The 23,608-nt window shown below is 48.7% G+C and carries 27 protein-coding genes and 1 tRNA gene; 24 read left to right on the top strand and 4 right to left on the bottom strand.

Features of this window, described 5'->3' with window-relative positions; all coding sequences use genetic code 11:
* Positions 1-38 precede the first annotated feature (38 nt).
* The 7 genes from HYX70_05115 (at position 39) to HYX70_05085 (ending at position 5,064) form a co-directional block, all read left to right on the top strand.
* On the top strand, positions 39-209 hold the full coding sequence (locus tag HYX70_05115; protein MBI2798634.1) for a 50S ribosomal protein L32: 171 nt from the start codon (positions 39-41) through the stop codon (positions 207-209).
* Between the two features lie 5 nt (positions 210-214).
* Entirely contained in the window at positions 215-784 is a 570-nt protein-coding gene (gene nusB, locus HYX70_05110) for a transcription antitermination factor NusB (GenBank protein MBI2798633.1), read from the top strand.
* Between the two features lie 467 nt (positions 785-1,251).
* Complete coding sequence (rnc, locus tag HYX70_05105) at positions 1,252-1,941, top strand: ribonuclease III (protein MBI2798632.1); 690 nt, start codon at positions 1,252-1,254, stop codon at positions 1,939-1,941.
* 99 nt (positions 1,942-2,040) lie between these two features.
* Complete coding sequence (gene rpsP, locus HYX70_05100) at positions 2,041-2,544, top strand: 30S ribosomal protein S16 (protein MBI2798631.1); 504 nt, start codon at positions 2,041-2,043, stop codon at positions 2,542-2,544.
* A gap of 76 nt (positions 2,545-2,620) precedes the next feature.
* A complete protein-coding gene (locus HYX70_05095; GenBank protein MBI2798630.1) occupies positions 2,621-3,031 on the top strand; it encodes a KH domain-containing protein in 411 nt (136 codons plus the stop codon).
* 261 nt (positions 3,032-3,292) lie between these two features.
* Positions 3,293-3,967, top strand: coding sequence for a tRNA (guanosine(37)-N1)-methyltransferase TrmD (trmD, locus tag HYX70_05090; protein MBI2798629.1), 675 nt, complete (start codon positions 3,293-3,295; stop codon positions 3,965-3,967).
* A gap of 101 nt (positions 3,968-4,068) precedes the next feature.
* The gene (locus tag HYX70_05085) at positions 4,069-5,064 is read left to right on the top strand and encodes a hypothetical protein (GenBank protein MBI2798628.1); all 996 of its coding nucleotides are present in this window, start codon (positions 4,069-4,071) and stop codon (positions 5,062-5,064) included.
* 330 nt (positions 5,065-5,394) lie between these two features.
* On the opposite strand, the gene HYX70_05080 is transcribed toward HYX70_05085, so the two are convergent.
* The gene (locus HYX70_05080; GenBank protein ID MBI2798627.1) at positions 5,395-5,724 is read right to left on the bottom strand and encodes a two pore domain potassium channel family protein; all 330 of its coding nucleotides are present in this window, start codon (positions 5,722-5,724) and stop codon (positions 5,395-5,397) included.
* 232 nt (positions 5,725-5,956) lie between these two features.
* Here HYX70_05080 and HYX70_05075 point away from each other — a divergent pair.
* The 5 genes from HYX70_05075 (at position 5,957) to HYX70_05055 (ending at position 8,998) form a co-directional block, all read left to right on the top strand.
* Positions 5,957-6,031, top strand: a tRNA-Gln gene (locus tag HYX70_05075).
* 380 nt (positions 6,032-6,411) lie between these two features.
* Complete coding sequence (locus HYX70_05070; GenBank protein MBI2798626.1) at positions 6,412-6,597, top strand: hypothetical protein; 186 nt, start codon at positions 6,412-6,414, stop codon at positions 6,595-6,597.
* Between the two features lie 44 nt (positions 6,598-6,641).
* Entirely contained in the window at positions 6,642-7,142 is a 501-nt protein-coding gene (locus HYX70_05065) for a hypothetical protein (protein ID MBI2798625.1), read from the top strand.
* Positions 7,143-7,235: 93 nt separating this feature from the next.
* Positions 7,236-7,631: a VOC family protein gene (locus tag HYX70_05060; GenBank protein MBI2798624.1), complete on the top strand. Its 396-nt coding sequence runs from the start codon at positions 7,236-7,238 to the stop codon at positions 7,629-7,631.
* Positions 7,632-7,783: 152 nt separating this feature from the next.
* Complete coding sequence (locus HYX70_05055; protein ID MBI2798623.1) at positions 7,784-8,998, top strand: DEAD/DEAH box helicase; 1,215 nt, start codon at positions 7,784-7,786, stop codon at positions 8,996-8,998.
* Here the strand turns inward: HYX70_05055 and purD are convergent.
* Positions 8,995-10,203: a phosphoribosylamine--glycine ligase gene (gene purD, locus HYX70_05050; GenBank protein MBI2798622.1), complete on the bottom strand. Its 1,209-nt coding sequence runs from the start codon at positions 10,201-10,203 to the stop codon at positions 8,995-8,997. The genes HYX70_05055 and purD overlap by 4 nt on opposite strands.
* 171 nt (positions 10,204-10,374) lie before the next feature.
* Here purD and HYX70_05045 point away from each other — a divergent pair, with 171 nt between their 5' ends.
* From HYX70_05045 to HYX70_05020, 6 genes are all read left to right on the top strand, one after another.
* Positions 10,375-11,796: an adenylosuccinate lyase gene (locus tag HYX70_05045; protein MBI2798621.1), complete on the top strand. Its 1,422-nt coding sequence runs from the start codon at positions 10,375-10,377 to the stop codon at positions 11,794-11,796.
* A gap of 102 nt (positions 11,797-11,898) precedes the next feature.
* Positions 11,899-13,104 carry a tRNA guanosine(34) transglycosylase Tgt gene (tgt, locus tag HYX70_05040; protein MBI2798620.1) on the top strand — a complete coding sequence of 402 codons (1,206 nt, stop codon included), beginning with the start codon at positions 11,899-11,901 and terminating at the stop codon, positions 13,102-13,104.
* A 539-nt stretch (positions 13,105-13,643) separates the two neighbouring features.
* Entirely contained in the window at positions 13,644-15,941 is a 2,298-nt protein-coding gene (locus HYX70_05035) for an HAD-IC family P-type ATPase (GenBank protein MBI2798619.1), read from the top strand.
* Positions 15,942-16,430: 489 nt separating this feature from the next.
* Positions 16,431-17,840 (top strand): proline--tRNA ligase, encoded by a 1,410-nt coding sequence (locus HYX70_05030; protein ID MBI2798618.1) that lies wholly within the window; start codon positions 16,431-16,433, stop codon positions 17,838-17,840.
* Positions 17,840-18,058 carry a DUF1653 domain-containing protein gene (locus tag HYX70_05025; GenBank protein MBI2798617.1) on the top strand — a complete coding sequence of 73 codons (219 nt, stop codon included), beginning with the start codon at positions 17,840-17,842 and terminating at the stop codon, positions 18,056-18,058. The genes HYX70_05030 and HYX70_05025 overlap by 1 nt, the downstream gene beginning before the upstream one ends.
* Before the next feature lie 57 nt (positions 18,059-18,115).
* Positions 18,116-18,535, top strand: a complete 420-nt coding sequence (locus HYX70_05020; GenBank protein MBI2798616.1) for a DUF1761 domain-containing protein — start codon at positions 18,116-18,118, stop codon at positions 18,533-18,535.
* A 9-nt stretch (positions 18,536-18,544) separates the two neighbouring features.
* On the opposite strand, the gene murB is transcribed toward HYX70_05020, so the two are convergent.
* Positions 18,545-19,576 (bottom strand): UDP-N-acetylmuramate dehydrogenase, encoded by a 1,032-nt coding sequence (gene murB, locus HYX70_05015; protein ID MBI2798615.1) that lies wholly within the window; start codon positions 19,574-19,576, stop codon positions 18,545-18,547.
* A gap of 137 nt (positions 19,577-19,713) precedes the next feature.
* Between murB and HYX70_05010 the strand changes: the two genes are divergently transcribed.
* The 6 genes from HYX70_05010 to HYX70_04985 all read left to right on the top strand — a co-directional run bounded on the left by HYX70_05010 (position 19,714) and on the right by HYX70_04985 (position 23,315).
* The gene (locus HYX70_05010; GenBank protein ID MBI2798614.1) at positions 19,714-19,884 is read left to right on the top strand and encodes a hypothetical protein; all 171 of its coding nucleotides are present in this window, start codon (positions 19,714-19,716) and stop codon (positions 19,882-19,884) included.
* Positions 19,885-20,118: 234 nt separating this feature from the next.
* Positions 20,119-20,883 (top strand): hypothetical protein, encoded by a 765-nt coding sequence (locus HYX70_05005; protein MBI2798613.1) that lies wholly within the window; start codon positions 20,119-20,121, stop codon positions 20,881-20,883.
* Positions 20,880-21,041, top strand: coding sequence for a hypothetical protein (locus HYX70_05000; protein MBI2798612.1), 162 nt, complete (start codon positions 20,880-20,882; stop codon positions 21,039-21,041). Before HYX70_05005 ends, HYX70_05000 begins: the two co-directional genes overlap by 4 nt.
* A gap of 107 nt (positions 21,042-21,148) precedes the next feature.
* A complete protein-coding gene (locus HYX70_04995; GenBank protein ID MBI2798611.1) occupies positions 21,149-21,814 on the top strand; it encodes a hypothetical protein in 666 nt (221 codons plus the stop codon).
* The gene (gene xth / locus HYX70_04990; protein MBI2798610.1) at positions 21,814-22,611 is read left to right on the top strand and encodes an exodeoxyribonuclease III; all 798 of its coding nucleotides are present in this window, start codon (positions 21,814-21,816) and stop codon (positions 22,609-22,611) included. Before HYX70_04995 ends, xth begins: the two co-directional genes overlap by 1 nt.
* 131 nt (positions 22,612-22,742) lie before the next feature.
* Positions 22,743-23,315, top strand: coding sequence for a hypothetical protein (locus HYX70_04985; GenBank protein MBI2798609.1), 573 nt, complete (start codon positions 22,743-22,745; stop codon positions 23,313-23,315).
* Here the strand turns inward: HYX70_04985 and HYX70_04980 are convergent.
* Positions 23,305-23,608: leucine-rich repeat domain-containing protein (locus HYX70_04980; protein MBI2798608.1), on the bottom strand; the 304-nt coding region annotated here is incomplete at its 5' end. The genes HYX70_04985 and HYX70_04980 overlap by 11 nt on opposite strands.

Raw genomic sequence — 23,608 nt, 5'->3', positions numbered from 1 at the left:
CACTAGCATGGTTAGATCAAATAAAAGGAGGCATGCTCATGCCTGTACCCAAAAAACGTCGCACTAGTGCTACTCGCGGCCAGCGTCGGAGTCACGACAGCTTGGCAGCAGTGCAGTTGATGTACGAGAAAAACAGTAAAACTAACTTGCCGCGCAGATTGCACAAGGCAGCTGCTCTCAATATGGCAAGAGTCCGCAAAGCCAGTTAACAGTAATGGCCAGCAATCGCCATTTATGTCGAATAATTGCCTTACAGAGTCTATACGAATACGACTTTCGCAGTGCCTTGGAAATGACCGAACTCAAGACCAGTATCGACGAGATCCTGGCCCGTAACATTGCCGTTTACGAAGATGCTGCCGGTGAGAAAGATTTTATCGAGGATCTTGTGCGCGGCACCATTCGAGACCAAAAGAAGATTGACGACATAATTACACCGGCAGCACCAGAATGGCCGATTGAACAAATTGCCAAGGTCGACAAAGCCATATTGCGTATGAGTATTTACGAACTAATGCTTAAGCGCGATGTTCCGCCCAAAGTTGCCATTAACGAAGCTGTGGAGTTAGCCAAGGCCTTTGGTGGCGAAAACTCCAGCAAGTTTATTAATGGCGTGCTGGGTACGATTTATCGAAAGAGTGATTTTTATGAACCAGAAGAAGACAAAAAAGCTAAGGCCGAAGCCAACACTCCAGACAAGTCCGAATCCAAACCAGAGTCAAAAACCAAAACCGACTCCACAGATTCAACAGACGACTCCGAGCAACAAGCAGAAGCCAAATAGGCGCCGGCGCAAGCCAAGCCAAAACAACAATCGCGCCAAAGCCATCCGTGAGTATACGGCCGGCGGCATTGTTTATCGCTTTGTCGATGGCGAACTCCAGGTGCTCTTGCTGCAAGATGTAAAAGGCCGCTGGAGTATTCCAAAAGGCCATGTTGAATCGGGCGAAACCCTAGAGCAAACTGCGCTGCGTGAAATTGGCGAAGAAACCGGTCTGCACGAGCTTAAGATTGTTGAGAAACTCGACAAGATTCACTTTTTTTATCGCATGAATGGCAAGCTGATATTTATGACAACCTTTGTATTCATGATCGAATCACTCGATCACACCGAGGCAGTGGTGCCAGAAAACTCCGAAGGCATAGTGGCTGTTAAGTGGTTTGAAGCCGAAAAAGCTTATGAGATACTGGAATACAAAGCAACAAGAGTAATTTTGCGAGAAGCTATTAATCGTCTGGAGGCCAAAGCCCGTGTTTAATCAAGCCGAAGTTGAAAAAGTGCTGGGCATAAAGTTTAAAGATGCCGAACTAGTAAAAACGGCTTTTACCCACCGAAGCTATCTTAATGAGCACCGTCGAGCCAAAATTGAACACAATGAGCGATTGGAGTTTTTGGGCGATGCTGTGCTCGAATTGGTAGTTACCGACTATTTATTCTGCAGCTATCCCGACAAACCCGAAGGCGAACTAACCAGCTGGCGATCGGCTCTGGTAAAAACTGAGAGTCTAGCCGAACTGGCCGAGATCTTAGGCCTAGGCCAATATCTGCTCATGAGTCGCGGCGAGGCTAAAAGCGGCGGCCGAAACCGGGTAGCTCTTTTGGCCAACCTAGTTGAGGCCACGCTCGGAGCCATTTATATGGACACCGGCTACGATGCTGCAAGTAAGTTTATTCATGATCATATAATTGTAAAGCTCCCTGGAATTTTAAAAGAGGGCGCCCATATTGATGCCAAAAGTCATTTTCAGGAGATCGCGCAGGAGCGGGACGGCATTACCCCTAGCTACCAGGTGCTCGAGGAGTCTGGCCCAGATCACGACAAGCAGTTTATAATGGGTGTTTACTTGGGCAAAAAACTGCTTGGCAAGGGTGGCGGCAGCAGTAAACAGGCTGCCCAACAGGCCGCCGCCGCCAAGGCGCTCGAAAAGTACGAAAAATAGGCCTTCCTCAGCCCCACCTGTAGACCCTTGACTTTTCAGGTTAGTTCAACTACAATTAACCTCATTGTTTTTAAACCTACACTTTAACTTAAGGAGTATATGGTAGTAATTCGTTTGTCCCGAGTGGGCCGAAATAAATATGCGTTATACCGAATTGTAGCAGCCGATAAGCGCCGGGCTGCTACAGGCAAGTTTTTGGCGGTTTTGGGTACTTACAACCCACACACCAAAGAGGTAAAACTCGACAAAGACGAGATTGCCAAGTATCTGCAAAATGGAGCTCAGGCCTCAGATCGTGTACTTCGGATTTTGAAAGCTAATGGCGTTGATCTGCCCAAATGGGCCGGGATTCATGATCGCAATAAGAAGTCTAAAAAGAGCGAAGAAAAGAAAGACGAAGCAGTAGCCAAACCCGAAAATCCGCCAGCTGGTGGAGAAGCCGAAGTGGCTGAAGCCACGCAAGAAAACGCTGAGGCCAAAGCTGCCACAGTCGATGCCCCAGAAACAGCAGCCACAGAAGAGAAAGTTGTCGAAGATGTCAAAAAAGCTACCGAAGACGTAGCCGACGCGGCCGCCAAAGCCGACAAAGAAGCTAAGGCTTAGCACCAAAAGTAAGCACTAGCCAAATAGAACTTTTACGTCTACAATATCAGTAAAGATTAATAAGGAGACTCTCCCAATGGCCGACATTGATCAGGAATTTGTAGAATTCGTTGTAAAGGCAATAGTCGATAAGCCCGACAAAGTCGAAATTAGTCGCAGCGTCGATGAACGTGGCGTGCTTTTAGAGCTCACGGTCGACCCCGAAGACATGGGCAAAATTATTGGTAAAAGTGGTGCCACAGCCAAATCGATTCGCACCCTATTACGTGTGCTTGGTGCCAAAAACGATGCTCGTTTTAACTTAAAGATTGTTGAACCAGAAGGCTCTGAACGTCCGGTAAAAGAAGAGGTTGAGGAGGCCAACGAAGAGGCCGAGCAAGAGGCGGCAGCCGAGCCAGCTGCCGAAGAAGACACGTCTGAGAACAAAGCCGAGGATATTAAGGCCAAAGCCAGAGAAGGCCTCGAAGACCTCGATTTGGACGTGTAAACACCCGCATTTTGTCATTCCTGCGTAGGCAGGAATCCAGTCTACGGCTTGTGCAGCCAGCACTTCTTTGTAGCCAAAGAAGCAAAACTTCTGGCATGGACGCAATGCTAGCAGCATTCAAATAGTTTAACTTCTTGTTCTGCGGAACTCGTCCGCCAGTAGGCAGACTCAGGCAGTCCTCGAAGATAGAGCGCTAAAACTATTCTTAATTGCCGATTGCTTTAATGCCGGCGATCAACAAAAAAGGTATAATTACTACAAATGAAAATATTTATCGTTACACTCTTTCCAGAAATGTTTGAGGGGCCGTTTGCCCACAGCATGATCTGGAAGGCTCGGGAAAGAAAGTTGGCGCAGATCGAACTCGTGAATCTGCGCGATTTTGGATTAGGATCACGCAAAACGGTTGACGATACGCCCTATGGTGGCGGGGCTGGCATGGTGCTCAAGCCTGAGCCAGTCTTTGCTGCGGTTGAGAGTGTGAAGAAGAAAGCGCCAAAGGCCAAAGTTATTATGATGAGCCCGCGTGGCAAAAAGCTCACTCAGTTAACCGTAAAATTATTGAGTAAAGAGAGTGATTTGATTATTCTGTGTGGCCACTACGAAGGTTTCGATGAAAGAATAATGGAGATTGTTGACCAAGAGATTTCGATCGGCGACTATGTGCTGACCGGCGGCGAACTACCAGCCATGGTGCTGGTTGATTCAGTGGTGCGCCTAATTCCTGGTGTGTTGGGCGACAAGGCCAGCCCCGAAGAAGAATCATTTAGCCAAGGCCTGCTAGAATATCCACAATACACGCGGCCTGATGAATTTCGGGGCATGAAGGTGCCAGAGATTCTTAAGGGTGGTAATCATGTAGAGATTAAAAGGTGGCGCACCGAGCAGTCGGTAGTAAAGACCAAAGCCAATAGAGCTGACTTAACCGACTTTTAGCCAAAGCCGCTTGAGCTTGAGTTATTACTGGTGCGATGACAGAATTATGGTGGCGATAAACTTCGCTAAACGTTCCAAGGACAACCCGAGGAGGGGATGCAATGAGCAAGACCGACGAAACCAACGACGAAAAGGCCAACATCGACGAGCAGCTGCCCGAAGAGATCACGATCACGCTGAAGCGCAATGAGGTGCTGCGTTACGGCGAGAACCCACATCAGCTCGGCGCTCGCTATTCGGTAGTGGGTGGGAAGGGTGGCTGGTGGAACACAGCCGTGCAACATGGCGGCAAGGAAATGAGCTTTCTCAACGTCGCTGATGCCGATGCGGCCTGGCGGCTGGCTTGGTCTCTCGGCAACGACCCGACAGCCGTGGTGATCAAGCATGCCAACCCGTGCGGTGCGGCAATTGCGGGAAGCATCACGGCTGCCTACAAGGCGGCTCATGCCTGCGATCCAGTGTCTGCCTATGGCGGCATTGTGGCTCTGAACCGCCCGGTGACTCTGGGTATTGCCAGGGCCATCAAGTCGGTCTTCACCGAGGTGATGATCGTGCCGGGATTCGAAGACGGCGCCAAAGAGCTTCTACTCAAAAAGAAGGACATGCGCCTGATCGAAGCCAAGCCACCCGGCTCACCGCCACCTCACATCATGAGGCCAATCGACGGTGGCTACTTGGTGCAGACGCCTGATCCAGTCACGGTTGATCCCTCGGCCTGGAGGGTGGTTACCAAGAAGAGGCCGACCAGGTGGCAATGGCGAGATGTCGAGATGGCCTGGCGAGTGGTTGCCAAAACCACTAGCAATGCCATCGTTCTGGTCATGGGTCAGAAAGCCGTCGGCATCGGCTGTGGTCAGCAGAACCGACGTGATGCTGGCAATCTGGCCTGTGAGAAGGCTGCCGGCCGAGCCAAAGGCGGCGTGTATGCCAGCGATGCGTTCTTCCCGTTCCCCGACGGCCTCGACGGCGCTGTCGAGGCCGGCGCCGCTGTGGTGATCCAGCCCGGCGGCTCAATTCGCGACGACGAGGTGATTGCCGCGGCCGACGAGCATGGCCTTGCCATGGTCTTCACCGGCGAACGCCACTTCAAACACTAGGCGAGCCGGATGCCAACTCGCTACAAGTGCCCGTGCGGCAACAGCAACGACTTCGAAGTTGTTCGCACAGTCCGAACCAAAGTGTTTAGACACTTCGGGCTGGGCAAGGACGACGGGTTCAACGATGAGGATTCGGAGGTTCTGAGGGACGTGATCGAATCGGTGACTTGCATCGTCTGCAACGGACAGGCCGAGGAAGTTCCAACTGAATCGGCTACAACTGAATAAGTCTATGTGGGGCCACCCAACACTCCGCTTGGTGGTTTCATATCGGCAAGGGCGGTTCTGGAGTTTCGACTCCGGAGCCGCCCTTCGCATTTTGGCTATAAATTACTTATTAGCTTTTTCTTCTTTACGTTTTTTGGCCTTTTCGACCGCCCGTTCACCAGCCCGGCGAACCAAAATGTTAGCAAAAGCTACGATTATGCCAATGCCGCCTAATATATAGAATATCGTAAATATCTTGCCAGTGTTGGTGCGGGGTACTATGTCGCCATAGCCAACCGTAGCCAGGGTAACAGTACTAAAGTAAAAACTGTCGACCCAGCTGAGGCGCTCGGTATAGTGGTAAAATATTGAGCCGCCCAAAAGCGTACAAAAGGCTACTAGCCCAACGACTCTGAGTAACTTTTTAGTGCCAATCTTTGCAATTGGATCCATATGTATACATTGTAGCATTAGGCGTGTAGATCTGGAAAATTGATTGCGTTTTTGTTAAAATACACAGGTTCTATTGCTCGCTGTGCTTATGTGATTTCATGGCAAGATAAAGGAATGAGATTCTAGCCGATTTAAATTGTCGAAGAAATTTGAATCGAAGTGGAGTAGTAAAGTAAAAGCATATATAACAAATGGTATATTTGCTATATTAGCCAAAACTTTGCTAAAACGTTGGGGCGTGGCCAAGTGGTAAGGCGCTTGATTCTGGCTCAAGAGATCGTAGGTTCGAATCCTACCGCCCCAGCCAAGTAGTGCACCAAAGGCGACCGTAATGCCTTGGGTTCAGTACTTGGTTGAGCATCATCCTCATTTACTAATCCAGCTCTGGGCTAGATGATAGCATCATCTTGCCGTATTTATCTATTGCTAGCAATAGCCCTGATTCAGCATTCTTTTTGCTCACCTTCAGTAAATGGTTAATGCCAACTAGCTGATTGACCAAAGAACTCTCTGGCAGGTACTTTTCTGGGCAGTTGTGGTTAATCTTGCGAGAACAATACGTACGCCGGTTCTTACCTCCGTCCTAGAGCTGTTTGAACTTTTCTTCTCCAACAAACGATGCTGATGAAGGTTTATTTTAGTTTTAGAGTAGGCGAGCGAGCTATGAGGGTATATAATATATACAACATGACACGAGACGAGGTGCGAACAAGGCTAAAAAAAGTGAAAGAAGAGCTGGCCTTGTATTACTCGCCGCGGGTAGAAAATGAGGATTCTGAATATGACCCTAAAATATATACGGCACGAAAGTACGACGAGCTATATTCGGAACAAGATCGATTACTAAAACAGCTCAATACCTTTAAAGTTTAGCTGATTGATGATTTTATAGTGCTTATGCTAAACTGGGTTTAAGTATGGTGGCAAAAAACAAAAGCATAAGTCAAAAGATGTCTGGGTTTGTTTTGCCTGGACTTTTTGTTTTGGCGTGGGTATTAGCCTTGAGCGGTGTTACACCACCGGGTGCAGTGCCGGGCGACAGCCGCTTAATTGTAGATCTTCGCTGGCTGTTGTATTTTGCTGGTTTTGTATTTATATTTTCATCGGTTATGCATTCGGTCTTTGCCAGAAAAATGGCGGCTTCGATTGGCTGGAAAACCAATGGCTTTCAATACGAGATTGCAGCAGTTAGTTTGGGTTTAGGTCTGGGTTGCTTTTATGCGGTTTATCATGGGGTCGAGGCCTGGGTGGCAATTTCGTTACCAATAGTTACCTTTTTGTTTTTGGCCGGCCTTAATCACCTTAAAGAAATTATTACTAAACACAACTTTGCTCCGAATAACCTCTACATACTCATTTGGGACTTTGGCATGCCGATTTCATTGGTGCTTTTATTGCTCAATATAGTAAAGCTCTAAACATTTCATTGGGCTACGCAAAGGAATAGAGTATAACTAAGAATTAGCAGGAGATAATTATGGCAAAAATGAATCCAAGTGGTTCACTTCGAAATGGGCTACAAAGATCAAGACCGTATGATTAAGTTTTACGAGTCAGCTTTTGGGTGGGAAACTCAAAAGTTTGGCCCAGAAATGGGCAACTATGTTGTTGCTCACACCACCAAAACAGATAAAGACGGCATGGTTCAAACCAAAGGCGCAATTAACGGTGGCTTTTATGCCAAAACCAATAACCCACTTAGTCAAGCTCCATCGGTAGTGCTCGCAGTCGAAGATGCTAAAGCAGCCGTGAAAGCGATTGAGTTGGCTGGCGGTAAAGTTCTTGGCTCTATTGGGCAAGACGGAAAGTACACCTTGGAGCCGCAAGCGATTCCAGGTGTTGGCCTGTGGATCTCGGCTATTGATACCGAGGATAACCGGTTCTCAATTTTGCAGCCAAAGACGTAGTATGTATCTGTAAAAAGAGATAGTAGACAAAGCTAAGATTATGTGCTATAATTAGCTTACATTTGAATTGATGAATGCCGGGATCTTAAACTTCGTAAAAATTATTCTCGCTGTTCGTCGAAGCAGACAGAATAATATAACGAAAGGTATTCATGCAGAATAACTCCTTTGCTCGTTCGGGCTACAAAAGTAGCCGGCGGGTCTACAGTAGCAGCCAGCGCGGCCGCAAGCAGCGACCGAATCGCCAGGGCGGCTACATTAACCCAGAAAAATTTATAAATAAGGCCACAGCCAGATCTGAAGTTGTCGAATACGAGCCGACCCATAGGTTTGTAGACTTTGCTTTGAGCGACGCGCTTAAGCGCAACATAGTCGCCAAGGGCTATGAAGTTCCAACGCCAATTCAAGATCAATCTATCCCAGCAGTTTTGGAGGGTCGTGATTTGATTGGGCTAGCCAACACTGGCACTGGCAAAACCGCCGCCTTTTTGCTACCAATAATTAACAATCTCATGGCCAAGAATGGTCAGGGCGGAGTTCTGATTGTAGCGCCAACCCGCGAGCTTGCTGTGCAGATAGATGATGAGTTTAAGGCCTTTGCCAAGGGGCTAAACCTGTATTCGGCTTTGTGTGTGGGCGGTGCCAACATGCAGCGACAAATCCGAGCTCTAGCACGCAAACCCCAGTTTGTAATTGGCACCCCAGGACGACTCAAAGACTTAGTGGGCCAAGGAGCATTGCGTTTAAACAACACCAATCATCTTGTGCTCGACGAGGCCGACCGCATGCTCGATATGGGTTTTATAAAAGACATCCAATTTTTGATCGACCAACTACCAAAAGTCCGCCAGTCGTTGTGTTTCAGCGCCACTATCACGCCAACAATTGAGCGATTAATACAAAACATCTTAAATGACCCAGTAACTGTTTCGGTACGCACTACCGAAACCAGCGAGCATGTTGAGCAAGACGTAATTCGAGCCTACTCAAAAGACGAAAAGCTCAAAATGCTAATTGGTATGCTAAAAAAACCAGAGTTCGAAAAAGTTTTGGTGTTTGGCGAAACCAAGTGGGGCGTGCAACGATTGGCCGACACCCTTACTAAGCAAGGCCTCAAAGCCGCGGCCATACACGGCAATAAGTCGCAGTCGCAACGCCAACGAGCGCTCGACGCATTTAAGAAAAACGACGTTCGCATACTTGTTGCAACCGACGTTGCGGCTCGAGGGCTTGATATACCAAATGTAAGTCATGTGATTAACTTCGATCAGCCAGGTACATACGAAGATTACATTCACCGTATAGGGCGAACCGGCCGAGCCGGTAACAGCGGCCAGGCCCTAACCTTTGTGGGCGGCTCGCGCTAAATATCTTTGGCAATATCACTACGATATTGCATACCAGGCCAACTGATTTTGTTAACTGCGTCGTAGGCTCGCTTGCGAGCTTGCTCTATGCTTTTGCCTTCGGCTACCACATTGATAGTGCGGCCACCATCAACCAGAATGCTGCCGCCATCAGATTTGGTGCCAGCGTGCAAAATTGTAACACCATCAGTATTGGCTGCAGTATCTAGGCCTTTTATTTCAACGTTTTTAACGGGATTGTCGGGGTAGCCTTCGGCACACAGTACAACCAAGGCTAGTGCCTTGTTGTTTATTTGGGGCTGACTTTTGAGCTCGCCGCTGGCGGCTTCGTAAAGCAAATCGGTTAGGTTGTCGACTCTTGGTAAAACAACTTGAGCCTCTGGATCACCAAAGCGAATGTTATATTCGAGCACTTTGGTGCTGCCATCTCTACCTAGCATGCCGCCCATGTACAAAACTCCGCGGTAGCCTATGCCGCGTTTGCGTAGCTCGTCGAGAGTTGGTTGTATGCAGGTTTTAACAACCCTGTCGAGCGTTTTGTCGTCGATGTGGTTAACTGGCGAGTAAGAACCCACGCCGCCAGTCATGGCGCCGTTTTCGAGTCGCTTGTAATCTTGCGCGACCGGCAAAGCTACAACTTTTTTGCCATCGGTGATTGCAAACACCGAGAACTCACGACCATCTAAAAACTCTTCAACTACAATTTCTTGGCCGGCCTCACCAAACGACTTACCGCTTAACTTATCTTTTATGTCGGCTAAACCCTCGTCGATATTTTGACTTACAAATACACCCTTGCCCCCGGCTAGGCCACTGGTCTTAATGGCGGCTTTGCCATTTAGTTTTTTTAGAAACTCATTAGCTGGTTTAACATCGGTAAATACACCAAAATCGGCAGTGGGCACCTTGGCATCGGCGAGCAGTTGTTTCATGTAAGCTTTGGAGCCCTCGACTTGTGCACCGTCTTTGTTTGGTCCAAACACTAATTTGCCTTTGGCTCGCAACTTATCGGCCTCGCCATCAACTAGAGGCGCCTCGGGGCCAACCACGTAAAGATCGGCTTCAATATCATGGACCGAGGTATCGATCGAGCCGGGAATACAATCCGGCCTACCTGGAGTTATTACTACTTCGTTACCTTCGCGCTTAAAGGCCTCAACCAGTGCGTGCTCGCGACCGCCCGAACCAACAACTACTATTTTCATGCCAATCTCCGCTTAGTTTGATTTTAGTATAGGCGAGTATTGATAATTTGATCAAGCTAGCCGTGCTTATGCTTGTTTGGGCTACTAGTTCATAACATAATAAGCAGTGCCCGTTTGGGTAAACTTGAAAAACACTGGCGCCATCGGTGCCCTAATCTAAGGAGGGCCATCATGGCCAAGACAACGATTCCCGACGTTCTGGCCCATCGCTATGCCTCTGAGGAGATGGTGGCAATCTGGGGGCTCGAGCAAAAAACCATCATGGAGCGGGAGCTTTGGGTGGCAGTAATGAAGCTTCAGAAGCGGCTGGGCGTGGAAATTCCAGACGGTGCGATCGAAGCATACGAGGCCGCGCTGTACGACGTGGATCTCATTGCCATCGAGACACTTGAGCGAAAGCTGCGTCACGACGTGAAGGCCAAGATCGAGGTGTTCAACGCCCTGGCTGGTCACGAGCAGATCCACAAGGGCATGACCAGTCGCGATCTGACCGAGAACGTCGAACAAATGCAGGTACGCCGATCGTTGGAGCTGATTCGCAACAAGGCGGTGACCGTACTGGTGCGCATGGCAGAGCTGGCTACCGAGAACTCGAGCTTGGTCATGGCTGGCCGTAGCCACAACGTGGCTGCTCAGCCAATCACGTTGGGAAAGCGGTTCGCCAACTTTGGCGAGGAGCTGCTCCATGCGTTTGGCCACCTGGATTACGTTCTGGGCTCATATCCGCTTCGTGGCATCAAGGGTCCGGTAGGTACTCAACAAGACATGCTCGACATCTTGCCCAATCCCGACGACATTGTTGTGTTGGAACGAGGTGTGGCCGAGCACCTGGGCTTCGAAAGCGCCATGGGCTCTGTCGGCCAGGTCTATCCGCGCTCGCTCGACTCCGAAGTGGTTAGCTGTTTGTTGCAGCTGGCCGGCGGTCCAAGCAGTCTTGCAACAACGATCCGGCTGATGGCTGGGCAGGAGTTGGTGACCGAGGGGTTTCAGAAGGATCAAGTCGGAAGCACGGCTATGCCTCACAAGATGAATACCCGCAGCTGTGAACGCATCAACGCACTCACCAAGGTGCTCAAGGGGCTCGTGGTGATGGCCAACGAATTGCTGGGCGACCAGTGGAACGAGGGCGATGTGAGCTGCAGTGTGGTTCGTAGGGTGGTTCTGCCAGATGCATTCTTCGCAATCGATGGGATTTTCGAAACCCTGTTGACTGTGCTGGAAGAGTTTGGAGCTTTCCCCAAGATCATTGCCGCCGAGCTGCGTCGATTTCTGCCGTTCCTGGCTACGACCAAGTTGCTGATGGCGGCAGTGAGGATGGGTGTGGGTCGCGAAACAGCGCACGAGATGATCAAGGAGAAGGCTGTTTCAGCCGCGCTCAGCATGAGAGAGGGCGAAGAGAACCTCTTGTTGATTCGGCTCGATGCCAATCCAGATTGGCCGGTGAGCTTGCCAGACATGAAGCATGCCATCTCGAGTCCGATCGACCTGGTCGGTGCAGCTGTACCGCAAATCCAGGCGTTTGCTCGGTCTGTAGAGGGAGTGGTTGCCAAGTACCCCGAGGCGGCTACCTATCGGCCTGGCTCAATCCTCTGAGCACCAACAACCCAAACGGCAAGGGCCGCGGGGAACTTTCTCCGCGGCTCGAGCTGTCTTTATAGATGTAATTTTATACAACATCTGGTAAAATGCTTGGTTATGAACAAATCATTTGGCTTTTCGATCAAACAAGCCGATAAAAAATCATTAGCTCGAGCTGGCGTAATGCACACGCCACATGGCGATATCCATACGCCAACATTTACAGTCGCAGCCACTAAAGCTACCACTAAATCGCTCACACCAGAGCAAATAACCACGGCTGGTGCAGAGTCGGTGTTAGCCAATACTTACCATTTGTATTTGCAACCAGGTTCAGGTGTGATCAAAAAAGCTGGCGGACTACATAAGTTTATGAACTGGCCAGGGCCAATATATACCGACTCTGGTGGATTTCAAGTATTTAGCCTAGGCGAGGCGCTAGACAAAGGCATTTCCAAACTCGCCAAGGGCGGCATTGTGGTGGCTGATAGGGCGACTAAAAACACCAATGTTAAGCCGGCCAAAATTACAGGCGAAGGAGTAACCTTTTATAGCCACATCGACGGGTCTAAGCGCTATTTGGATGCCGAAAAATCTATGCAAATTCAGCATGATCTAGGTGCCGACATTATTTTTGCTTTCGACGAATGCACTAGCCCAGCAGCAAACCATGAATATCAAAAAGAAGCGATGGATCGTACCCATGCTTGGGCGCGCAGGAGCCTGGATGAACACAAAAAATTATCTAAAAGTTCAAAAAACTATCAAGCCCTGTTTGGCATAGTGCAGGGTGGTCGACACAAAGATTTACGACGGGAATCGGCCAGAACGTTGGCAAAAATGGACTTTGATGGCTATGGAATAGGTGGCAGTTTTAGCAAGGTCGATATGGGTCAGGCGGTGCGTTGGGTAAACGATATATTGCCCGAAAACAAGCCCAGGCACCTGCTTGGTATTGGCGAGCCAGCCGATATTTTTGCCGGCATAGAGAGTGGGGTAGATAGCTTTGATTGCGTGAACCCAACCCGTTTGGCACGGACCGGCACCATATATACTCATGGCGGTCGCAAGCATGTTGCCAATGCAAGATTTGCCACGGAGCTTGATCCGCTCGAACCAGACTGTGCTTGCTACACTTGCCAAAATTTTAGCTCAGCGTATTTGTCGCACCTTGTACGTTCGCAAGAAATGTTAGCAGCTACCTTGTTAACAATTCATAACCTAAATTTTATGACTAAGATGATGAGTGACATTCACCAGGCAATTTTAGAAGATAAGTTTGACGAGCACAGAAAACAGTTTTTAAAGCAATATAATAAATGACGAAACCCCGGCGGGGCCGGAGCTCCGTCGGGGTCATTGCGGACGTTTGTATAGGCGGTCTCGAGTTGATCTACGCCTGGGCTTGCCTAGCGGCGTAAGCAGCTTGTCTTTGCGCTTCTGAGCGTAGTGACCACGGCAGTAGCCATCGCTTTCAGCACGAAATGGACAGCCCTTGAACTTACACGGCTTAGGTGTGGTCTGTTGGCCTATTGCATGAAGGTCTCCGCGGTTCAGCTGCCTTCGATGTGTAGCACACAGTCCTCTCGACAGAATGCTCCGAGCGCAACCCGGGAACACGCATTGGTTCGTACCTTGCGGCTGGCGTACAAGACTCGCTATGAATGCGCGTGAGTAGCGGCCCCAGAAATGCTCTTCGCACACACCTTCCTTAAAGATCACCTGCCCACAGTCTGGGAAGGCGCAGGTTTTGATCGCCATTAGCCTTCCTTTACGGTTGTGGGATTGTGGCGTAATTATACAATCAAGGTGTGACTTTTACAATGTAGTTTTAACCAAGAAGTGATATACTCATAAGATAAATGTCAGGTAAAAACAACTATTACAAGTCAATTTTAAAAGACCTGGGGCCAATAATTTGGCGCAATGTTTTTTCACTGGTGGTGATTATTATTGGTGGACTCTCCTTGGCGTTATTCTATTTGGGCGATGCTCGCGACGCGCTGTTTCTGGGTGTAGTTATTGTTGTTAATGTACTTGTGGGCATTGTCCAAGAGCTCAGAGCCAAACTGGCGCTCGAAAAACTCCAAGCCCTCAATCGCGTTAGTTATAAAAAACTGACTGGTGATGAGATCCAAGAGGTCTGGCCAGAACAAATTCAAAAAGGCGACACTTTGCAACTTTCGCTGGGCGATCAAGTGCCGGCCGACGGTACAGTTCAGCAAACCAGCGGACTGGAGGTTAATGAATCTCTTTTAACTGGCGAATCAACCAATATTTCTAAAAAGCCTGGCGATAGTGTTTACGCCGGTAGTGCAATAGTAGCAGGCCAGACAACTGTTAAAGTCACCAAGGCTCTAAACGATAGCTTCTTGGGCTCCATGACGGCTGATATTAAAAAGTATTCTTTTAGTCCAAGCCCAATCCAAAAGTCGCTTCTGAGGTTTATTCAAATAATGGTGCTGGTACTAATCGGGATGTCCGTGGTTATACTCATCCGTAACTACCTGAATCACCAAGCACTACTTGGCTCGGTTCGTGAGATAGCGGCGCTAGCTGCAACCGTGATTGCCGAAGGCTTAATATTGGTAAGCACCTTGCTATTTAGCTATGGTGCAGTTCGCTTGAGCCGCAAAAAAATCTTGCTCCAGCAAATTAATGCCACCGAGGAGCTTGGCCAGGTAGAATATCTGTGTGTCGACAAGACCGGCACGCTTACTGAGAATATACCCAAGTTCGCAGAGTTTATTAAGTATCAAAAAACAATATTTACAGACAAAGAACTTATAAGCAGTTACCTGTTTGCTACTGGCCAAACATCGGCTACAGCCCAGGCTCTAGCCGGCCATTATGAACCAAAAGAGATACTTAAAGCAAATGGCTTAGAGCCCTTCTCATCTAATCGCAAATATGGTTCAGCAACATTCGAACAAAATAAAGGGGTTTACTCTGTTTACGTGGGCGCGGCCGAAAAGTTCTACAATAGGCTCGACAAAGATGCGGTAAATTGGTTGCAGACTAACGCAAAAGAATTAGGAGTCCAAGCCAAGCGATTGGTTTTTGTTGGTCTTGAACAGAACAAGAAACTGTTGTTGGTGGGTGTTGTAGTGCTCGAGAATCCCCTCAAAGATGGTGTGGTTGAAATTGTACAAGTTCTGCAGAAGCGTGGCATAAAACTCAAGGTGATATCCGGCGACGGCGCAGAAACAACACAAGCTATAGCCATGGCTGCTGGCATTGCAAACAATCCAAGGGCAATCGAGAGCCAGGCTTTAGACAAGCTAAACGATGTTGAGTTTACCCAGGCCGTGGCGGCCAATAGTGTGTTTGCTCGCATATCGCCTGAGCAAAAACAGCGAATTATTGCCGAGTGCCACAATCGTGGTTTTGTGGCCATGGTGGGCGACGGTGCTAACGACGCCATGGCCATTAAGCGGGCCGACATGGGTGTAGCTATGTACGACGGCGCAGCTGTCACTCGACAGATTGCCGATGTAGTTTTACTAAACAACAATTTTGCCGGCTTGCCCAAGGCCATTGCTGTATCAGATAGTGTAATTACGACACTAGAGCTTATTGCCACAGTCTTCTTTGCCCGCATTGGCATAGGTTTGTTTTTGTTTACGGCTAGCACAATAATGGGGTTTGCTTACCCCTTAAGCCCACGCAATATTACAATTATGAATTGGTTTATTGTTGGCTTGCCGGTAATTGTTTGGTCTTTTTGGCCAAGAGATAGGCAGCGTAGGTTACGCGAGAGTTTTTTGGGCCGCACGCTACCATTTGGATTTATTAGCGCAGCACTTATCTCGGTAGCAGTTTTGGCTGGATATATGATTGCTCAAAGGATGGGCTTAACGACTGCGCAGGGCCAGATGGTGGCAGTATGGCTGTTTTTGCTTGGCTGCGTTGATGTGGTTATGCTGGTGCCTCGAGGTCTGCAAACTAAGCCAAATAAAAAACAGGATCGGATGTTACATTTGATTTTTGAGGGTGCCGCAGTAACTACGTTTGTTGGATCGTTAGTACCACCAGTGGCTAGGTTTTTCGATCTAACCCCACTACCGTTTATCGGCTATGCCCTGGTTCTACCACTTCTAATTGTACTTATGTCGTTTGAGTTTATGGTGGCAAAATGGTTTGAAAATCGCAAAAACTGAGAACCCGCGGGTTCGAGACCGGTTGGGGTCTCGAACTACCGCGGGCTGTAAGACCCAGAACACCAGCGTGCGTTCTAGGCGGATGGGGGCTGAGGGTTGCTGGGGTGTAGGGCTCGGCACTTGAGCTCGTCGGGTGTCCAGTCGGGCTGGGGAGGCGCGCTAGGCCCGTACTTGGGGCCAACGTTTTGCCAGATCCGCATGCGGTCTGTGTTTATCCGAGCGTTCGGGTTGCGACCATTCACCAGCCGAGGCACGAATCTCTCCTCGGTTCCCCCTGTTGCATCTTCATTTGCCACTGCTTTTTCCTCCCGGAGTGTGTATTTTGTGGTGTCGTCTGATACTGCTGTGGCATCGCAACTAAAAATCCCGTCCTGAGACGAGAATTACCAGTCTACCAAAAAGCTTATGGAAAGTCAATAAGAAAATTCACTATTTCTGCCAGCTCTAATCTGGTGGAATTGATAACAGTCGGTTATAATTGATGACAATATGAAAAAACAAATCTCTTATTTTATTGGTACCGACAGATCTAGTAAAAAGATAACTCCCCAAGACCAAGATTTCCCCCGGTGGTATCAGGATGTTGTGGAGGCAGCCGATCTGGCTGAACATGGGCCCAGTAAGGGCAGCATGATAATTAAGCCTTATGGTTACGCCATTTGGGAAGGTATTCAACAGGAATTGAGCCAACGTATTTATGCCGCCGGTGTACCCAATATGTACTTCCCGATTTTTATACCCGAAAGCTATCTGCATCGCGAGGCTAAGCATGTCGAAGGCTTTGCACCAGAAGTAGCTGTGGTTACCCATGCTGGCGGTAAGAAGCTCGATGAACCATTGGTGGTGCGCCCAACCAGCGAAACTATTATGTATGAGAGCTTCAGCAGATGGATTAATAGTTATCGCGACCTGCCATTTAAGATTAATCAGTGGGCCAATGTGGTGCGCTGGGAAATGCGCCCTAGGCTTTTTCTGCGCAGTACAGAGTTTTTGTGGCAAGAAGGCCACACTGCTCATGCCAGCGTTAAAGAAGCCGATGGGTTTGCTAGGGAGGTATTAGAATTTTACCAAGACCTTATGACAAACGTATTGGCGATTGCAACTATAGATGGCGAGAAAAGTGTGGCCGAGCGCTTTGCTGGCGCTAAAGCCACCTATACCCTAGAGGCTATGATGAAAGACGGCAAGGCTCTGCAGATAGCCACTTCGCATAATTTGGGCGACAATTTCTCCAAAGCTTTTAATGTCCAGTATAGTGCAGAGGATGGTAGTCAAAAATATGTTGGGCAGACTAGCTGGGGAGTAAGCACTCGCAGCATTGGTGGCTTAATTATGGCTCATGGCGACGATAAGGGTCTGGTGTTGCCGCCAAAACTCGCACCGATTAAAGCTGTGATTATGACGGTAAATGCCGATGGCAATGTTCAAAAAACGGCTCAGCAGGTCGCCGATTCCTTGGGTGCGCTTGGCAATGTCGAGCTTGACGATCGCGATGCCCGCATTGGCGAGAAAGCTTTCGCTTGGGAAAAACGTGGTGCACCCATACGAATCGAGATTGGCCCGCGCGACGTTGAATCTAAATCCGTGGTTGTGGTTCGCCGCGATACATCTGAGAAAGCATCGGTTAAGCTCGATGATCTTAAAAACCACTGTGAAAAACTCCTGGGCCACATCCAGGCCAACCTGCTTAAGTCATCGCAAGATCAACTAACTTCGAATACAGTGCCTGTAAAAGACGAAAAAGAATTGGTTGAAGCGGTCGAGCAAGGCAAGTTTGCAAGTGCAGATTTTGAGATTGATGATAAAAAAGAAACCGAGCTCAAGGCTAAGCATGGCATTACGGTGCGCTGTTACCCATTTGATGATCCAGATAAAACAATTCTAGCCAAGGCTTATTAATGAAAATCGGCCCCGGAATTTACCAGCACTACAAAGGCAATAAATATCTAGTATTGGCCAATGCCAAACATTCTGAGACGTTAGAAGAAATGGTAGCGTATGTTAGCTTGTATGAGAACAAAGAGTCGCAGGTTTGGGTGAGGCCGGCCAAAATGTTTGCAGAATCGGTGGAGTGGGAAGGCAAAAGCCAGCCAAGATTTGTAAAACTGTCTGACTGATTTGCTTTTTCGTGCACACAAAGCAATAATAAGCATAAGTACTAAATAAGAAGGGAGGTGAATGACATGTTGAGTTTCTTTACTGCCAACTGGTTAGGGATTGTTTTAGCTACTGTTGCTGCCATGATAATTGGTAGTATATGGTATGCCAAGCCAGTATTTGGCACCATGTGGCAAAAGGAAGTCGGCTTAAAAGACAGCGACATGAAGTCTGGCTTTGCCAAGGGCATGATAATAATGTTGGTAATGGCCTTCGTAAGCGCATTTGTTTTAAAAAGATTTATTGTAATTGCTGCTCCAGACAGCTACTTCCAAGCCATTAAAGTGGCCCTGTGGATCTGGCTGGGCTTTGTTGTTACCTACGCTGTAGGTGGCGGGGTGTTCGAAAAACGCTCACCCAAGCTTATGGCGCTCAACTTGGGTAATCAGCTAGTTACCTTAGTAGTAATGGCGGCTATTGTTTACGCCATAAACTAGCCAAAAGATTCAAAAGTTCACGATCTCGGGTTCGGGCTCGAGTGTTATGCCGAACCGTTCGTGGACTTTTTGAATTATATAATCTCTTAACTTCTTTAGCTCCTCAGTCTTGGCGCCACCAGTATTTTCGAGAACAAGAGCATGTTTGGGGTCGACCTGAACCCGGCCAGACTTGTAGCCCTTAAGATCGCAATTTTCTATAAGCCAGCCCGCCGAAAGTTTTTCGCGCCCATCTTTTTGCGGGTAGTGGGGCATATTCGGATTAAGCATGGCGACAGCTTGATAGGTTTGGCTTGAAACGATTGGGTTTTTAAAGAAAGAGCCAGCATTCGGTTTATCGGCGGGGTTGGCAAATTTTGACTTTCTGATTTCTAGCACTGCCGCCCGAACTGTGGCCGGGGATTTTTGAAGATCTGAATGGTTTGAAAAGTATTCAACCACATCTTTGTAGTGGGTGATAGTGCCAAACTGTTTAGATAGTTTAAGAACAATCGAGGTGATTATGTAGCGACCCTTGGCACTAGATTTAAAAATGCTGTCACGGTAGCCAAATTTGCAGCTGTAATGCGAGATTTGCTCAATCTGCATAGTCTGGGTATCGAAGGCCAACAAATACTCTAGGCAATCCGATATTTCTTGTCCATAGGCACCAATGTTTTGAACCGGCGCTGTGCCAGCCAGCCCAGGGATACCCGAGAGAGCCTCAATGCCGCTTAAGCCCATCTCGACAGATTTAGCAACCACGCCGTCCCAAACCTCGCCAGCACCAACTTGAACTGTACAGGACTGCTGATCCTGCTCCGCAACCTTAAAACCCTCAATATTGATCCTTATAACCACACCATCAAACTCGCCGTCGTCGAAGATTGTGTTGCTGCCACCGGAGAGGATGAAATATGGTAACCCTTCGGATTTTATCCAGGCAAAGATGTCTTTTAGTTCTTCGGCTTGAGTAACTTCGATAAAATAGCGAGCCGTGCCGCCCATTTTAAAGGTGGTAAGCTGAGCCAAATCGACATGTTCTTGAAGCTGCGGTTTCATAACAATAGTATTCTACTATTTTGGCGCATCTGGCGATACATTTTGCAAATAATTTGTAAGAATTTGGTCACGTTTTGCACCGCGCGGGTGTATAATATTAATAGTACTCTTACTTTTGAGAAGGGAGGTGAGATACTATGAAGAAACGCGTTATGCGACAGTTTAGGCGAGCTAATCGTAATCTGTTGCGCGATCGCCAAATCGTTGAAGACATACTAGACGAAATGGCAACCAAATGGGCTGCTAAAGCCGAGCGAATGCAGACTCGAGCATTCGGTAAAATGCACACTAAAAATAACACTAAATAACACGGCCCGAGCGAAAGGTGATGGTTTGGGAAAGATAAATGTCTGACGTGCGGACAAGTACGTTTGTTAGAGCAAGGCTCTTGCTGGTCCGCACGTGATTTTTATCGCACAAAATTGGCCGTTTAAACGATCTGAATAACAGATCGTTTTTTGTTGTGCTTGTTTTTACGGCAAAAAATCAGCAAACTGTAGTTTGGACAAAAGTCTGAACCAACGAGTGAAAGAAGGGTCATCATGACCGACACGCAAACATTGCAAGCGCCCAAGGAATCGGCAGAGGAGACAACAACCAAGCCGAAGCCCAAGAAGGCGCTGATCTCGGTCTACGACAAGACCGATGTGGTTGAGCTGGCACGAGGTCTGCACGCTCTGGGCTGGGAGATTCTCAGCTCGGGTGGCACGGCCAAGAAGATCGCCGAAAAGGGCATACCGGTCACCGACGTGGCTGAGCTGACTGGATACCCGGCCATCTTGGGGCACCGGGTTGTCACCCTGCATCCCAAGGTGCACGGCGGCATCTTGGCCGATCGCAACGATCCAGATCACCGGGCCGACATGGTGGACTACGACATCGAGGCCATCGACCTGGTGGTGGTCAACCTGTACCCATTCAGCTCCGACCCGTCGATCGAGCTGATCGACATTGGCGGGCCGGCCATGGTGCGAGCAGCCGCCAAGAACCATGAGTATGTGGGCGTGGTGGTGGACCCCAACGATTACTCCGAGGTGCTCGAGGAGCTGGCCGAGACCGATGATGGCATGCTGACTCCCAGCACCCGCAAGCGCCTGGCCTACAAGGCGTATGACACCACCTCCAACTACGACGCGCAGATCCGCAGCTGGATCCGCACGGAGAACCCGGAGTTGTTCGAGGATGTTGTGGTGCGGGCTCCGTACTGCATATTGGACGGCATCGAGACGCTCCGTGCGGGCAGCATGTACGCCTGCCCGGTGTGCGGATCGGTGTTCCCGGGGCTGGCGCCAGACCAAGTGGGATGACCGACGAACAAGAGGTGCCGGTCGCCTTTCCCTCGATCACGGTGTTCAGGCGTAAGCATCCCGAACTCAGCGACGAAGAAGCGCAAGAGCGGTACGCAATCGAGTGTGCCGAATGGCGCAAGGCTCGAGGTCTCGACTATGAGCCACGCAGCAAGTAGTCTCACACGGCTCTCGACGAAGGTCACCCGACCTCATCGTCGGGGGCCTTTGCCGTTTCTGGTGCCGTCATCCTGAGCTTGTCGAAGGATCTGCTATAATTACTGCTATGAGCGAATTTAGAGACAATAACGAACTTAACCCAGCTCCCAAGTATGAACTTGAGGCTTTGATGGGTAGCGGTCTAGAAGTTCTTAAGAACTCCCCCGATCTGTTTGTCTCAATAGATTTAGAGTCAGACGGAATTGCCGGTAAAGGCTCGCTGTTACAGGTTGGTGCAGCAGATTGTTTAGACTTAACCAACACATTTGAATCAGATGTAAGACCTGTTGAGGGCATGGGGTTTATACCGAGCAATAGAGAATTTTGCAAGTCGGTAGGCTTAGATCCAGATGCTATGGCTGATGCGCCAGAAGCAGATGAAGTCATTGAAAAGCTAGACCAATGGCTTAGTTCTCTACAGCAAATGCACAACAAGCAACGGCTAGTTTTTGTGGGTTTTAACGCCGGCTACGATCATTCTTTACTCTGGCTGTATTATGAGACTGTCGGTAAAAAATTTCCTTTTGAAATCAAACCACTAGACATTCCATCTCAGGCATTTGGTGAGCTCGACTTGAACTCGTGGGGGCAAACTTCTAAATCAAAGCTCCCTGATTACCTAAGGCCCAAAGATGAATTTAGCCACAAAGCTGTTGATGACTCGGTTTGGCAAGGAAAAATGCTATTAGCAACCATGGGTCTTCGCCAGGCCAATTTAAAAAGCATAAAATGATTAAACTATTTTCTTGGAACGTAAACGGCATTCGTGCGGTGATTCGTAAAGACGAGTTTGTGCCGTTTGTGAACAAATACAAACCCGACATATTGTGCTTGCAAGAAACCAAGGCTCAGCAAGGCCAAGCCGAGATCGATATTAAGGGCTACGAGGAGTTTTGGAATTCGGCCGAAAAGAAGGGCTATAGCGGCACAGCCATATTCACCAAACTTAAGCCGGTTAAGGTTATGAATGACTTTCCCGAAGCCATTGCCAAAAAATATCACCTATTAGACGATAAGGATCGTGACAGCAGCGCCGAAGGGCGAGTGATCGCGGCCGAATTCGATAAATTCACGGTCGTAACCGTATACACGCCCAATGCCAAAGACGATCTTAGTCGCATACCACTGCGACACAAACACTGGGACCCGGCCTTTTTGGAATACTGCAAAGCACTAGAAAAGAAGAAGCCAGTGCTGTTTTGTGGCGACCTAAACGTAGCCCACACCGAAGACGACCTAGCTCGGCCCAAGCCTAATGTGGGCAAAAAGGGCTTTACCGCCGAAGAGCGCGAGGGTTTTGATAAGTTTGTAGATGCTGGCTTTGTAGATACTTTTAGATTATTTACCAAGGGCAACGGATACTACAGCTGGTGGACTCACTGGGCCAATGCCAGGGCTAACAATGTGGGGTGGCGCATAGATTACTGGTTGGCCAGTAAAAGTTTGGTGCCGCATATTAAAAAAGCTGAAATCCACTCAGAAGTTATGGGGTCCGATCACTGCCCGGTAAGTGTAACGCTCGACTTTTAAAGATCGCAAACTACCACGTTACAATCTCCGAGTCTTACTCGCCGTAGATTGACTACGCCTCGCTTCGAGTTTCGATTGTGCCTTTTATTTCATCGACCCTTCAATGTCTTTTGTGTAGAATTAGATGTGATATGAAAAAGGTAGCCATAATTCATGGTCTTACAGAAGGGCCACGCCATAGCCGCAAGCTAGAGGTCGAATTGCGCAAGCAGGCCCTTGAGGTAGTTAAGGATCCCAAGAAAGCCGACGTGGTTTTAACGCATTCTGGCGGATGCTATGTGATACCCGCTGATTCAAAAGCCGAAGTTGCAATCATGTGTGGCGTGCCGCATTGGCCTGGCCGAAAGCTACCCGGGAGGCTTATAAAAAAGACCACAGGCGACTTTCTGGGCTACAAAAGTGATCAAGGCACAGTAAAATGGCTCAAAAAAATGAACTGGAACATATATTACTTTTTTGCTCGCCCTAAGCACAATCTAAAAATGTGGCGAGCCTACAAACCCAATCGAGACCATTTTAATCTCAATATACCAAAAACTGTGCTACTGCAAAACGATCAAGACTACTTTGCGAATTCAAGTGCTGTGCGAGAGTTAGCTAGTAAAAATGGCTGGGATGTATACAGGTTTGCGGGTCAACACGACGACATTTGGGAAAACCCCGAACCGTATGCCCAGACTACTAAAGACTTGCCTAATAGCTAAAGCCGCGCTGGCGTAGCCTAGCTTGGGTGGCAGCATCAAGGTGGTTGTGGCGGCATTCTAGCCGCTGCAAGCTGGCCGGCAGCTCTGGCAGGCTGGTGAGTTGGTTGGAGTAGCAGTACAGCCGCTGCAAGCTGGCCGGCAGCTCTGGCAGGCTGGTGAGTTGGTTGGAGTAGCAGTACAGCCGCTGCAAGCTGGCCGGCAGCTCTGGCAGGCTGGTGAGTTGGTTGGCCCAGCAGTCTAGCTCACTAATTAGCAGCTGCCGTGGCAAGGGCAGCTGGCCTTGGAGCTGGCAG

This window comes from Candidatus Saccharibacteria bacterium (genome assembly GCA_016191105.1).
GTDB lineage: Bacteria > Patescibacteriota > Saccharimonadia > CAILAD01 > BJGX01 > JACPPH01.
The sequence above is the reverse complement of the archived record's forward strand: the minus strand, read 5'-3'. Positions and strand labels throughout refer to the sequence as shown.